Raw genomic sequence first — 13,792 nt, forward strand, 5'->3', positions numbered from 1 at the left:
GGATGGATGCGATGCGGAGCGTGGGAATGCTCCGCGGGTGCGCCACATACGGGGTCCGTGATGTTGTGTGGCGCGGGTTGTGCGCCACACAACGAGGAGGAGGCTGCGTGGGTGGCTGGTGTGGAGCGATATTGCTCCACACCGGCCACCGGCCGGGGGAAATCGCGCGAGTGTGGAGCGATATCGCTCCACACGGCCGTGAAAGCGCGTAGAACAGCCAAGTGTGGTGCGTTTGTGCTCCACATGGCTTCCAGTGCGTCTTGTGTGGAGCATTCGTGCATTCGTGTTCCGCACGGCTTTCCGTATGGGCTTGTGCGGCACATCGTTCTACGCTGCTTCACGGCGTTCCGCGTCAATCCGCGGCAACGCCACGTCCGGCACAACACCCCCGCCGCCTACACTGGGAATCCATGAGCAAGCATCATCATCGTGACCGCAGCTGGGCGCCCGCGCCCGACGCGCTGCCCGCAGACGCCCACGTCATCGACAATCACACGCACGTCGCCTCCGTGGTGCCGTTCGCGCGCGCGATGAGCCACGAGGCACAGGCCAAAGGACAGCCGGAAGTGCCCGTATACGACGTCGACGAACTGCTCCAACAGGCCGCGGCGGTCGGCGTGACCGGCATCATCGACTGCGGATGCGAACTGCCCAACCTCCAACGCGCGATCGACATGGCCGTGGCGCACCCGGGCCAGGTCCACGCGGCCATCGCCATCCACCCCAACGAGGCGGTGCGGCACGGGCATCGCGCCGTCGCCGGGCCGGACGGATTGCCGGTGACGTACAAGCCGTATCACAGCGTGCCGTTCGACGAGGCCATGGCCGAGGTCGAACGCCTCGCACGCGCGTATCCGAACGAGGTCGTCGCGATCGGCGAAACCGGCATGGACCTGTTCCGCACCGGCGAAGGCGCGCTGGAACTGCAACGCGAGGCGTTCCGCGCGCACATCGCGCTCGCCAAGGAGCTGAACCTGCCGATGCAGATCCACGACCGCGACTCGCACCGCGAAGTCATCGAGACGCTGCTCGCGGACGGCGCGCCCGAACGCACCGTGTTCCACTCGTACTCCGGCGACCGCGAGATGGGCGAGATCGCGCGCGAACACGGCTGGTACCTGAGTTTCTCCGGCACGGTGAGCTACAAGGGCAACGACGGGATCCGCGAGTCGTTGCGCATCGTCGGACTCGACCACGCGATGGTGGAGACCGACGCGCCGTACCTCACGCCGATGCCGTACCGCGGGCGCACCAACGCGCCGTACATGATTCCGTACACGTTGCGCGCGATGGCCGACGCGCTCGACCTGCCGCTCGACGATGTCGCGCGCGGCACGCGACGCACCACACGCGCGGTATACGGCGTGTGAGGTGCGCCGCGTACGTTGCGCACGCGTACGTTGCGCACGCGCACGCACGCTGCGCACGTGGCGCAGCGCACGCGACGTGCGACGTATGGGATTCGTATGGATGACGGTGTGGACGCGCATGATTCCAGCGCTGCCGGGCTGGCGAAGTTGTAAGGACTCCGTTAAGGCACTACCATGTTTGAGGAAATCGCGAGTGTGACGCATGAGATGGTAGTAGAGAACGATGTGGGCGGCCGGCAGTGGGAGGCCGTCCCGCATGGAGGACTGAGCGTATGGCTGACCCGAATCAGCAGACGAATCGTGCCCGCAAGGTGAGTGGCGGAGGAGCCGCACCGGCATCCATCGCCCCGGACAAAGCCCAGGCGAAGGCCATTCAGGAGAAAGCGAAACAGGAGAAGGAGGCGCTGCTGCGCGCCGACACCTTCACCAACGCGCCGAAGGTCTCGCGCCGCACCCTCACCAGGGAGGAGCGCGAGGAGCTCGTCAAGCAGGCCGAAGCGAAGAACAAGGAGGCCGAGAAGCTCGCCTCCACCGCCAGCAGGGGACGGTTCGGCCGCTGGTGGGCGAAATTCCAGTCCAGCCCGGACAAGGTCACATGGGGCATGATGATCGTCGCGCTCGGCGTGGTCTACGGCGACATCGGCACCTCGCCGCTTTATACCGCGCAGACGTTCCTCGCCGGGCAGGGCGGCATCGGCAACGTGGACCGCGAGGCCGTGCTCGGCATGCTCTCGCTCGTCTTCTGGTCCATCACGCTGATCACCACCGTCAAATACGTGCTCATCGCGATGCGCATCGACAACAACGGCGAAGGCGGTATCTTCGCGCTGTACTCGCTGATCCGCCGCCGCGGCGCGTGGCTCGCAATCCCCGCGATGGTCGGCGGCGCCGCGTTCCTCGCCGATTCGGTGCTCACGCCCGCCGTGTCCATCAGCTCCGCGGTCGAAGGCCTCCAGACGCTGCCGCCGTTGGAGCACATCTTCGACGAGAATCCGAGCCTGACGCTCATGATCACCGTGGTGATCATCATCGTGTTGTTCTCCGTGCAGTCGCGCGGCACCGAAAGCATCGGCAAGGTGTTCGGCTCCATCGTGCTCGTCTGGTTCAGCTTCCTCGCCGTCGTGGGCCTCGTGAACCTGTCCGCCGACTGGTCCGTGTTCGCCGCGCTCAACCCGGTCTACGGCGTCAAGTTCCTGTTCAGCCCGCACAACGAGGCCGGCATCGCGCTCATGGGCACCGTGTTCCTCTCCACCACGGGCGCCGAGGCGCTCTACTCCGACATGGGACACGTCGGCCGCGGCAACATCTACTTCACGTGGCCGTTCATCAAGATCTCGCTCGTGTGCTGCTACTTCGGGCAGGGCGCGTGGATCCTCGCGCACAGCCGCGACCCCGAATACACGGCGATGAAATCGCTCAACCCGTTCTTCCAGATGATGACCCCGGACGTGCGCTACATCGCGGTCATCCTGTCCGTCACGGCCGGCGTGATCGCCTCGCAGGCGCTCATCACCGGCGCGTTCACGATGGTCTCCGAAGCGACGCGACTCAACTGGATGCCGCACCTGCAGGTGCGCTACCCGGCCCGCACGCGCGGACAGCTGTACATTCCCGTCATCAACATCGTGCTGTGCGTGGCGACGCTCGCGGTGCTCGCCCTGTTCAAGGATTCCGAGCACATCTCCGCCGCGTACGGTCTCGCGCTCACCATCACGATGATCACCACGACGATCCTGCTCGCCGTGTACATCTGGTACGACCGCAAGCACGTCGCCGCCATCGTGTTCCTCGTGCTGTTCCTCGCCATCCAGACGATGTTCTTCATCGCGTCCATGGCGAAGTTCCTGCACGGCGGCTGGTTCACGATGCTGCTGACCATCGCCATCCTGTTCATCATGTACACGTGGAACGAAGGCACCAAGCTGGAACGTGCGCAACGCCGCCACATGCGCATGAAGGACTTCCTGCCCACGCTGGAACGCCTGCACGGCGACTTCCGCATCCCGTACTTCGCCGACAACATCGTCTACCTGACGTCCGACAGCGAGATGAAGCGACTCGACACGGACATCTTCTTCTCCATCTTCGCGGACCATCCGAAGCGCGCCCGCGCCTGGTGGGCGGTGAGCGTGGAGACCACGGACCAGCCGTTCACGCGCGAATACGAAGTACAGAACTTCGGCACCGACTTCCTGTTCCGCGTGCGCATCCGCTTGGGATTCAAGGTCTCGCAATCGATTCCGGCGTACCTGCATCAGATCATGCACGATCTGTCGAAGAGCGGCGAACTGCCGCAGCAGAAGTCGCTGTACCCGAAGGTCGACGCCGATCCGAACATCGGCACGATCCGCTACGTGCTGATCCACAAGGCGCTCATGCCCGAGTCGAAGGTCTCGGCGCGCGGCGCGCTCTCGCTGCAGGCCAAGTACGCGATCCGCCACGTCGCCGGTTCGCCGGTCAAATGGTTCGGCCTCGCGCCGTACAATCCGCTCGTCGAAGTGCAGCCGCTGTTCGTCTCCACCCGCCGCCCGCCGCGCCTGAAGCGCATCGAGCGCGCCGCGGGCGAGCCGATCACCGGCGATCTGCCGCCGGTGCGGTGAGTGTGCGTGCGCGAGGTGCGCATGGTGCGTGCGTGACGGCGTGAGCGCGTGACGACGCACGTGCGCACCGAGGATGACGAGGGGAGCCCGTCCGGTCGTGTGGCCGGGCGGGCTCCCGGCATTCCGTGTGACGTGCGTCTCATATAAGCAACGCTTATAGCGGTGGCCGCGCGTCGTGACATATACGGGTTATCGTAGCCAACTATGTGCAGATTACTGGGTTACGCGACGGCAGGGTTCAACCTGAGCCTCAACGCAATCCTAGGCACGGAGAGTGTGGAGGAATACCGCGAGATCAGCGAGATCCACAACGACGGCTGGGGTTGTGCGATGCTGTATGAGCCGATCGAACGCCCCGGCACGCTCGACGGCGGCGCGCCAGCGCCGGAGACCGGCACCAAGCTGTACAAGACCACCGTCGCCGCACGTCTCGACCCCGTCTTCCCCGAGCTCGCCTCCGAGCCGGCCCGCGGCGGACTGTGGCACCTGCGCCTCGCCTCCTCGAATCTGCCGCTCATTCTTGAGAACCAGCAGCCGTTCTTCGCGAACGGCCTGAGCTTCATCCACAACGGCGACATCTCCGACTCGCACGGGCGCAACATCGTCACCAACAAGCAGTACCCGGTGAACCACAGCGTGTTCCTGTCCACCGGCGGACGCTCCGATTCCGCGATCTTCTTCGCCGTGATCCTCGAATACATCGGATTCGGCTACGATCTTGACGAAGCCGTGGCGCAGGCCGTGCGCGAGTTGCGCCAGGCCTACCCGCGTTCCAGCTACAACTGCATGATCCAGTCGCAGGACCAGTTCATCGCGTTGAATGCGGCCGGTCGCGAACGCACGTCGTCGCGCATCGTCGAGATTTACGACGAGTACGGGCAGGGCGAGAAGGCGCAGGACTACCGTGTGATGCGCTACCGTGCGCTCACCGACGAGGAGGGCGCGCCCGCGGGCATCGTCGTAGCGTCGTCTGGATTCGAGCAGAACGAGGCGGACGGCTGGGCCGAACTCGGCAACGACCAGATGATCGTCGCCTCCAACCGCACCGGCGAATGGTCGATGCGCTCGATCGATTGAGCGGGTGGGCGCCCGATTGAGCGGCGGCGCCGCATGTCCGTGTGCTCCACACAAGGAGTCGAAATCAATGTGTGGAGCGTGATTGCTCCACACAAGCCCTCACATGCGTCATATATGTGTCGTGTGGCGAGGAAACGCTCCACACGACACTTCAATCTCCAGTATCCACATTCGTGTGGAGCAATATCGCTCCACACGGCATCGCATAAGCCGTATGGCCTGTTATATGGCGCATCTCCGCTCCACACAAGAATCATAAGCACTCGTGTGGAGCATGCGCCCCGTGCGCGCAACGCTCCGGCACACGGATTCTTAACGGGAGCCCGAGTGTGAGGAGTGCGCGGCATACAATGAGCGGTATGGTTCCCACTCTTGAACAGATCGACGAACTGCACCATAAGATCGCGCCCTCGCAGGAGGCGTACGACCTCATCCACACGCATTGCGTGATCGTCGCGCGTATCGCGCGCATGCTCGCCCACCGCCAGAACGCGCTGTTCATGCGCCGCTGCACGCTGCCGAAGGACGCCGCCGAACTGTCCGCGCCTTCGGCTGACGGCGCGGCCGCGGTGTTGGCCATGGCCGAGGGGAATTCCGTTCCGACGAACGGGACAGGAGCTGCGCAGCTTGCCGTGCCGCCGAGCGACGGTGTGACCGGCGGGCACGTGCCGCCGAGGCTCATCGACGAGCATCTGGTGACGATCGGCGGTCTGCTGCACGACATCGGCACCTACCGTGTGCTCAAGCATGACGGCACCGATGGGGAGCCGCTCAAGTTCGCCGGTAAGAAGTACATCAAGCATGGTCTGCTCGGCTACGAGTACCTGTTGGAGAACGGTGTGGACGAGTCGATCGCGCAGTTTGCGCGCAACCACACCGGTGTGGGATTGACCCGCGACGAGGTGATCCGACAGGAGCTGCCGCTGCCGCCGGCGGATTACGTGCCGGTCAACCTCGAGCAGGAGACCGTGATGGTGGCGGACAAGTACAACAGCAAGTCGTTGCCGCCCAAGTTCGTGACGGCGGAAAGCTACACGAAGCGTGCGGAACGCTTCGGTGAGGAGAACAAGCGCCGTTGGCTGGAGCTCCTCGACCAGTACGGTGTGGTGGATGTCAAGCCCCTCGCCGCCGAATACCACATGATTGTCATCTGACGTTCGGCTTCCCACCTCTCCGCGCGATTTTGGTGCGCAAATCACCCGATTTGCGCACCAAAATCGCGCGGAGAGACGAGCGGCTCAGTCGGCGAGGCGGAAGACCTGGTCGGCGGTGTCGGCGACCTCGTCGGAGGCGGTCACGATGATGACTAAGCGCTTCGGGTCGCGCGCGTGCGCAATCGAGGCGAGCAGCGCGAGAATCTCGCGCGCGTCATCGGCATCCAGCCCCTTCGTCGGCTCGTCGGCGATCACCACGTCCGCCTCGCAGCTGATGGCGCGGGCGATGGCCACGCGACGCTGTTCGACGATCGGCATCGCGTGCAGCGGCTTGCCGCTCGTCGCCTCGCCGAATCCGACGCGGTCGAGCAGCTCGCGCGCGATGACCGGCTTCGGCTTCAGATACGTGCGCCCCGAAGCGTCCATCGCATACCGCACGTTCGATTCCGCGTCGAGGTCGCCGCGCACCGCGTAGCGCTGCGGGATGATGCCCAATCGGTGCCCGCGCAGTTCGGTGATCTCCAGTTCCGCGAGATTCGAGCTTTTCGTCATCGCGGTGCCGGAGGTGGGGATCAGATACCCGCCGAGCACCTCCATCAGCGTGACGCGCTGCTCCGGATCGTCCTCATCCGGCAGCACGCGGATCGCGGCCAGCGAACCCGCATAGCAGGCGATCGACACGTTGTCGAGCACGTGGCGTCCGGTCTTGCGGTTCGTGGTGGTCACGTGGTTGAGCGAGAACGTCGGGTACGACTTCAGCAGCACGCGGTCGCCGACCTGCTGGTCGAGCGCGCGTTCGGAGCGCGTCATCGACGCCTTGACCTCGTTCGGGTCCGCGGCCGCGTCGATGCTCGGCTTCGCCGTCGCATTCAACGCGAGCGTCTCGTTGACGCGTTTCGCGTTAGCCGCCGTCGCGGCCGCGCTCGTCTCGCGCGGCACCGCGTCGGATTCGATTTCCTCCTCGGACGCTTCAGCAGTGTCTTCGGCATCGCCGCGCTGCGCGGTTTCGGAGGATGACTCGGCGGTGGAGTCTTCGGTTTCAGTGTCGTCTGCCGTTTCGGGTGCCGTGCCCGCTTCACCGTCCGTCGAGACGGCGACGGCCTCGGTATCGTCGACGACATCGACGTAGGCATCGTCCGTGTCGTTCGCATTGGCTGTATCGGCCGTATCGACTGCGTCGACGGCACCGTCGATCGCGAAGGCGATCGGTGCGTCGTCCGTATCGTCCTCGTCGTAGACGACGCTGAACGCGACGGGCTGCGGTTCGGCCTCCTCGTCGGCGTCGGTTTCGCCCGATTCGTTGGTCGTCGATTCAGCGTCATCGTCGGCCGCGTCGGAATCGTCGGCGTCGTCCGGAACATGCGTCGCCGTTGCGGCGTCCGTCGAATCGTCGGCCGCTGCGGAATCAACAACCGTTTCGGTCGCGTCGTCGTCCGCTGCAGCAGTCGTCGCGTCGTCCGTCACGGCCTCCGCAACGTCGTCCTCCGCGTTCTCCGCAGTGACGTCCGTCGCGTCCTCCGCCGCAACCTCGTCATTGCGCTTGTCGATGTCCTGCTCGCTCATGCCTGCACCTCCGATGCCTTGAACAGATTCGCGTTGCGGAACGTCGCCGGACGCAGCATCGCCACGATGGCGAGCGCGACGACGATGCCGCATGATTGCCAGATCAACGGCCAGACGATGCCGGACGTGACGGGCGTGGCGTGGCCGCCGGCCAGCGCGGCGCCGATCGCGCCCGCGCTCAGGCCGCCGGCCGTGAGGCCGATCGCGGCCGGAACCACGGTGAGGATGAACGTTTCGACCATGAACTGCCATCCGAGACGCGGCTTCGTCACGCCGGAGACGAGCGCCATGCCGATCTCGCCGGTGCGCCCGAACCAGGTGCGCGCGATGGTGAGCGCCGCCAGCGCGACGCACCCGCCGATCGCGATCGCCCACAGGGCGGGGCGCACGCGGCTCGCGGCGTCGCCGAGCGGCTTGATGGACGCCTCGTACTCGGTGAGCGAGGGGGACGTCAGCTCGTAGCCCTTGGGCAGTTTCGCCTTGTTGACGAGCGTGACGAACTTCTTGTAGGTGGCCGTGTCGGCGAACTGGAAGACGATGTCGAGATCCGGCTTCGACCAGTCGTTCTTCGGGTTCTCGCTCTCCTTGGTGATGCCGAGCGTGTACGTGGTGGCGTACGCCGAGTAGATCACGTTCTCGGGGTTCTCCTTGGCGTATTGGGCTTTGTCCGTGGGGACGGCGGCGGTGTCGCCGGTGTCGGCGTCGTCGTATTCGTAGATGCCCTGCACGGTGAATTCGTACGTCTTGGAGGCGTCGGTCGGGTCGCCGACCTTGAACTTGTCGCCGACCTTGAGCCCGTTCTTGTCGGCCACGGCCTTGGAGATCAGCGCGCCGGTGGCGGCGGTGTCGGTGAAGGTGAGCTTCTTGCCCTGCACGAGATGGTAGGAGCCGAAGTCGTTGGCTTTCACGGCGGTGTCGTCGTAGAAGGCGCGCAGCTGGAATTCGCCGCCGGTCTTGCTGGCGGAGTCTTCCGTGTCGGCGCTGCCGGGAATCGCCTTGATCGTGGAGGATTGGCGCACCGGCACCGTGGAGACGAGCGAATAGGTGAACGCGAGCTGCTGTTCCTGCAGTTTCTCCGCGTACGGCTCGTAGTCGGTGAGCGTGAGGTAGCGCGACGTGGTGGAGTCGGCGTCGTCGGGCTTCATCGTGGTCTGTGTGGCGGCGGTCGGGCGCAATACGGCGTTCGGATTCTGCGCGTCGTAGGCGCTGCCGTGCGCGGTGTCGCTTTCCTGCAGCAGCGCGATCGAGGCGATCGTGCCGAATGTGACGAGGAGCGTGACCACCACGGTCAACGCCGAAATCGCCCAGCGCCGCGTGATGGCGCGCCAAGCGTTGGTGAGAACGAACATGCGCTACTTCTCCAGTCCTCTGTATTCCTATTTCCGTGCCGGGCGTGACGTGCGTCGCATTGTGCGTGACGTGCGTCGCACTATGCGTGACGCACGTGAGCGTGTGCCGTGTACGCGACGCGCGTTACGCCGTGCGTGCGGGCACTGTACGCGCCGCGCGGTCGGCGCTCTCGCGGACGTCGCGTCGCAGACGGTTCCGCCTCGACGCTTCCGGCGGAACCGTCTGCGGCCGACACTGTCAGTCGACAATGTCAACAGTAAGACACTACGTGGGCAATGATGGGGGTTGTCTTGCTTGATTCTGAAAACTCTCTGTGAATCCGCGGCGGCGATGTGGAGATGACGTGGGCGGCGATGCGGCGACGTGGGCGGCGACGCGAGGAAGCCGCGTCGCCACCGCACGCGGGGAGGCGGAGCGCGATAAGCTGTACCCTACGGAAACGCGGTGCGCTGCGGCGTACGCAGAGCCGCGCGAACGCCGCGCACGACGTGTGCTGCGTACATCGCACGACGTGCACGTCGCGTGTCGCCATCGCACGCCGGCGGCAAGGACGGGAGAGGGAATCATGATGGAGCCATACCGGCGGCCCGGCATCGACGACCGGCCGGACCTGGACAAAGCGTTGAGCGCCGAAGACAAGGCCGCCGTCGCGCGTCTCGCGGCCGACCCGCGCCGTCTCGCGCCCGAAGAGACCGTCGAACAGCCTACCGCCCAGGCCGCGCGTCTCGCCGCGGACGGCACCGCGACCGTCGCGGCCGCCGCGCAGGTCGACGCCGCCGTGCCCGACTATTCGTCGTCATTCCTCGACATGCGCGACCCGCTCGTCGCCGCCGACGGCGAACGCCCCGACGAACGCGCGCGCACGCGCCTGAAATGGGCGTTCGGCATCGGCGCGTTCCTCATCGCCGCGCCATGGGCCACGCTCAACCTCGTCGCCATCCCCAACCAGATCGCGCTCGGCGCCGGCATCGACGTCACGCGCGCCGATCCGTCCATGCTCACGCGCGCCGCCGAACTGCCGTGGACGCTGTGCGTCATCATCGGCGTCGGCGCCGTGTGGAGCCTCCTGTTCACGCCGCTCGTCGCCGCACTCTCCGACCGCACGCGCGTGACCTTCGGCCGCCGCACGCCATGGCTGGCGGCGGGCGGCCTGCTGTCCGCGCTGCTCACGCTCGCCCTGGGCGCGACGACCGCCACCGTGCCCATGCTGCTGCTGTGGACGCTCCTGCAGTTCTCCTACGCGATGCTCGTCGTACCGCTCGCCTCCGCCGTCTCCGAACGCGTACCGGACAAATTCCGCGACACGATCGAACGCTGGAACGCGATCGGCGTGATCGCCGGGCAGGCCGCCGGCGGCGTGGTCGGCGGCCTCGCCATCGGCTTCGGCCCGTTCAACCCGTTCCTGTGCGCTGCCGTCATGTTCGCGCTCGCCGGACTCGCGACGGTGCTGGTCTGGCCGCGCGAACCCTCCAGCGTCGAACAGCCGCGCATGCCGTTCAGTTGGGATGAGGTGTTGCGCGCCGCATGGTTCACCCTGCCGGGCGGCGCCGAGGCGAAGGCGTTCCGCTGCCTCTACTGGTCGCGCATGTTCATGGCGGCGGGCGTCACGATGACCGCCGCCTACCTGTGGTACATCGTGCGTTTCGCCGTCTACGGCGACGATCCCGCCTTCACCTCCGCGCCCATGACCCTGCCTGCCGGCGTGCTCATCGCGCTGCTCGCGCTCGCCTCGTTCGCCGGCGTCGCGCTCGCCGGGTATGCGGCCGGCGCCATCACCGACAAACTCGCGGAAGGGTTCGGCGCATGGTGGCGCGGTTCGCGCGCGGCGGTCGTCTCCGCATGCGTGCTGTACGCGGTCGGCCTGCTCGCCGGACTCGCGATCGTCGTGATCGGTGGGGAACGCAGTCTGATGGTGTTCTCGTTCATCGCCGGATTCGCGTCCGGCATGGTCGACGCGCTCGTGCAGCCGATGATCGTCGACGCACTGCCCGACGCGCGCGAGGCCGGACGCTACCTGCGCATGGTCGCGACCGCCAAACCGTGCGGCACGGTGATCGGCGTGGTCGGCGGCGCGTGCGTCGTGGCCGTCGCTCCGGCGGGATTCTCGTCCGCGTACATGGCGTTGTTCCCCGCGGCCATCGTGTGCGTGCTGATCGCCGCGCTGTTCGTGCGCAAGCGCGACTGACGCGCGGGGCCGTCGGGCGAACGACCGACGCGCGGCACCCGATAGAATCGTCGGTGGAAACGACGCAGCGGAAGGGGAGTGGTCATGGTCGGTATGCGTGATGTCGCGAAGAAGGCAGGAACGTCGGTGAGCACGGTGTCGCTCGTGGTGAACGGCACCGGCTACGTTTCGGACGACATGCGCCGGCGCGTGCAGGACGCGATGGACGCGCTCGGCTACATTCCCAACGAGCTCGCGCGTAACTTCTACCGCAATCGCACGAACATGGTCGGCGTAATCGTGCCGACCGTGCGCCATCCGTTCTTCGCCACGCTCGTCGCCGCGCTGCAGCGCGAGTTCTCCGCGCGCGGCATGCGCGTCGTGCTCTGTTCCGTGGCGGACACCGGCAAGGACGAGGCCGAGTACGTCGACATGCTGCGCCGGCACATGATGGACGGCATCGTCATGGCCGCGCACACCGCGCATCCTGCGGACTATTGGACGTCGGTCGGGCGCCCGGTCGTCGCGTTCGACCGCGACCTCGGCCCCGGCATCCCCACCGTGAGATCCGACCATGAGGAGGGTGGGCGCATCATCGCGCGTCTGCTCGCCGGGTCCGGCGCGCGCCACGTGGCGATGATCGGCGGCCCGCGCGCGCAGTTCCACGACCGCGCCGGGGCGGGTGTCGTTGGTTCGGATGCCGCGGCGGTGGACGGCGACACCACCTTCCCGACCGTGCGCTACTACCTCACGCTGGAACGTGAGCTCGACGCGGCCGGCATCGCGCACGACTACGTGGAGGCCGGCGACGTGTCCGATTTCCGCGGGTACGTCGCGGCCGTGCGCGAACTGTTCGCGCGGCGCGACGGTGCGGCGCCGGATGCCGCATCCGACGCGCCGGTCGACGCGGTCGTCGCGTCCGACGTGGTCGCCGCGCTGTGCGTGCAGGAGGCCGCACGGCGCGGGATCGACGTGCCGCGTGACCTGCAGGTCGTCGCGTATGACGGCACGTATCTGGCCGACGCGGCCGGACTGAAGCTCACCACCGTCGCGCAGGATTTCGGCGCACTCGCCGCCGCGCTCGTCGAACGGATGGTCGCGCTGATCGGCGGGGAGGCGGGGTCGGCCGCGGGTGATGCAGGGGCCGCGGGTGATGCGGGTGATGCTGGGTCGGCTGCGGGTGATTCCGCGGCGCTCATTCCGCTGACATTGCGCGAGGCCGACTCCACGCGCTGACGCGGGGCGGTGCCGCGCGGGCGGTGCCATGTGGGCGGTGCCATGTGGATTGCGGGGCGTTGCCGCGCGGATCGCTGGGGCGTTGTTGCGCGGATCGCGGCCGGGCGTGACGTGGGGATCGTTCGCGCGGATCGCCGCGGCCCGCACGAACGATGTGTGAACGGAATATGACGCGAAAACGCGACATCTTCGCCTGGTTCATATAGTGAACATCGCCTCGTGGCGGCGGACGGGCGCTCCTATGGTGTGAACCAGTTCGAGCGATAACCGCTCGAAGGAAAGACTTCGAGACCGAAAGGAGGCCGCCGCGATGACTGGATACACTGCCGATACCACCGTTAACGAGTCCGTTCTGACCCTCGTCAACGTCGCTCTGCTGTCCGCACGAATTATTATTCCGTCTTCGCTGGCGGCATGAATCGGCTTACAAGCTTGAGCCCCGTCAGCGAAGGCAGGGCGGAAAGCGATTGATCACGTTCAAAGCCCTGCACGAGTTGCGGGGCTTTTCCATTACCCGCGCCCACAAGGCACATACGGCGATGGAATTTCCGTGAGTAGAGAGAAAACCAATCATCCCTTGAGGAGATAATCCCATGAGTGCAGTCGACACAACGACTGAAAACGCGGCTGAAGGCAAGCTGCAATCCATGGCCCGCGATTCCGTGAAGACCGTCATCGCGGCCTCCATGGTCGGCACCGCCATCGAGTTCTACGACTTCTACGCCTACGGCACCGCCGCGGCGAACTACTTCCCGCACATCTTCTTCTCCGCGAAAGACAACCCGACCGTCGCACTGCTGATGAGCCTGCTGACCTTCGCCATCGCGTTCATCGCCCGCCCGCTCGGCTCCCTCGTGTTCGGCCACTTCGGCGACCGCATGGGCCGCAAGACCACGCTGGTCGTCTCGCTGATGACGATGGGCGTCGGCACGTTCCTCATCGGCTGCCTGCCCACCTACGATCAGGCCGGCGTGTTCGCCGTCGCCATCCTGTGCCTGCTGCGCTTCATCCAGGGCATCGGCCTCGGCGGCGAATGGTCCGGCGCCGCGCTGGTCGCCACCGAGAACGCGCCTGAAGACAAACGCGCCCTCTACGGCTCCTTCCCGGAGCTCGGCGCCCCGATCGGCTTCTTCCTCTCCAACGGCACCTACTTCATCCTCGAATCCTTCAACGACTCCGACGCCATGCTCGCCTGGGGTTGGCGCGTGCCGTTCCTGCTCTCCGCGATCCTCGTGATCGTCGGCCTCGTCGTGCGAGTCCACATGGAGGAGACCCCGA

Annotated in this window: 9 protein-coding genes; 7 read left to right on the top strand and 2 right to left on the bottom strand. The window is 66.2% G+C overall.

Going from position 1 to position 13,792, the window contains the following annotated elements; all coding sequences use genetic code 11:
• Positions 1–410 precede the first annotated feature (410 nt).
• The 4 genes from BFAL_RS01975 to BFAL_RS01990 all read left to right on the top strand — a co-directional run bounded on the left by BFAL_RS01975 (position 411) and on the right by BFAL_RS01990 (position 6,201).
• Positions 411–1,370, top strand: coding sequence for a TatD family hydrolase (locus BFAL_RS01975; RefSeq protein ID WP_055426769.1), 960 nt, complete (start codon positions 411–413; stop codon positions 1,368–1,370).
• A gap of 272 nt (positions 1,371–1,642) precedes the next feature.
• The gene (locus BFAL_RS01980; RefSeq protein ID WP_055426770.1) at positions 1,643–3,970 is read left to right on the top strand and encodes a KUP/HAK/KT family potassium transporter; all 2,328 of its coding nucleotides are present in this window, start codon (positions 1,643–1,645) and stop codon (positions 3,968–3,970) included.
• 204 nt (positions 3,971–4,174) lie between these two features.
• Positions 4,175–5,047 carry a class II glutamine amidotransferase gene (locus tag BFAL_RS01985; protein ID WP_055426771.1) on the top strand — a complete coding sequence of 291 codons (873 nt, stop codon included), beginning with the start codon at positions 4,175–4,177 and terminating at the stop codon, positions 5,045–5,047.
• Positions 5,048–5,397: 350 nt separating this feature from the next.
• A complete protein-coding gene (locus tag BFAL_RS01990) occupies positions 5,398–6,201 on the top strand; it encodes an HD domain-containing protein (RefSeq protein ID WP_055426772.1) in 804 nt (267 codons plus the stop codon).
• 84 nt (positions 6,202–6,285) lie between these two features.
• Here BFAL_RS01990 and BFAL_RS01995 read toward each other — a convergent pair whose 3' ends face one another.
• Together BFAL_RS01995 and BFAL_RS02000 are read right to left on the bottom strand one after the other, a co-directional pair.
• Positions 6,286–7,764, bottom strand: coding sequence for an ATP-binding cassette domain-containing protein (locus BFAL_RS01995; RefSeq protein WP_055426773.1), 1,479 nt, complete (start codon positions 7,762–7,764; stop codon positions 6,286–6,288).
• On the bottom strand, positions 7,761–9,113 hold the full coding sequence (locus tag BFAL_RS02000) for an ABC transporter permease (RefSeq protein ID WP_055426774.1): 1,353 nt from the start codon (positions 9,111–9,113) through the stop codon (positions 7,761–7,763). The genes BFAL_RS01995 and BFAL_RS02000 overlap by 4 nt, the downstream gene beginning before the upstream one ends.
• Before the next feature lie 566 nt (positions 9,114–9,679).
• Between BFAL_RS02000 and BFAL_RS02005 the strand changes: the two genes are divergently transcribed.
• From BFAL_RS02005 to BFAL_RS02015, 3 genes are all read left to right on the top strand, one after another.
• Positions 9,680–11,299 (top strand): MFS transporter, encoded by a 1,620-nt coding sequence (locus tag BFAL_RS02005; protein WP_055426775.1) that lies wholly within the window; start codon positions 9,680–9,682, stop codon positions 11,297–11,299.
• A gap of 84 nt (positions 11,300–11,383) precedes the next feature.
• Positions 11,384–12,514 (top strand): LacI family DNA-binding transcriptional regulator, encoded by a 1,131-nt coding sequence (locus tag BFAL_RS02010; protein ID WP_055426776.1) that lies wholly within the window; start codon positions 11,384–11,386, stop codon positions 12,512–12,514.
• A gap of 593 nt (positions 12,515–13,107) precedes the next feature.
• The coding region (locus BFAL_RS02015) for an MFS transporter (protein WP_152973482.1) at positions 13,108–13,792 on the top strand (685 nt) is incomplete at its 3' end.

Origin of the sequence: Bifidobacterium aesculapii, assembly GCF_001417815.1 — a bacterium.
Lineage (GTDB): Bacteria > Actinomycetota > Actinomycetes > Actinomycetales > Bifidobacteriaceae > Bifidobacterium > Bifidobacterium aesculapii.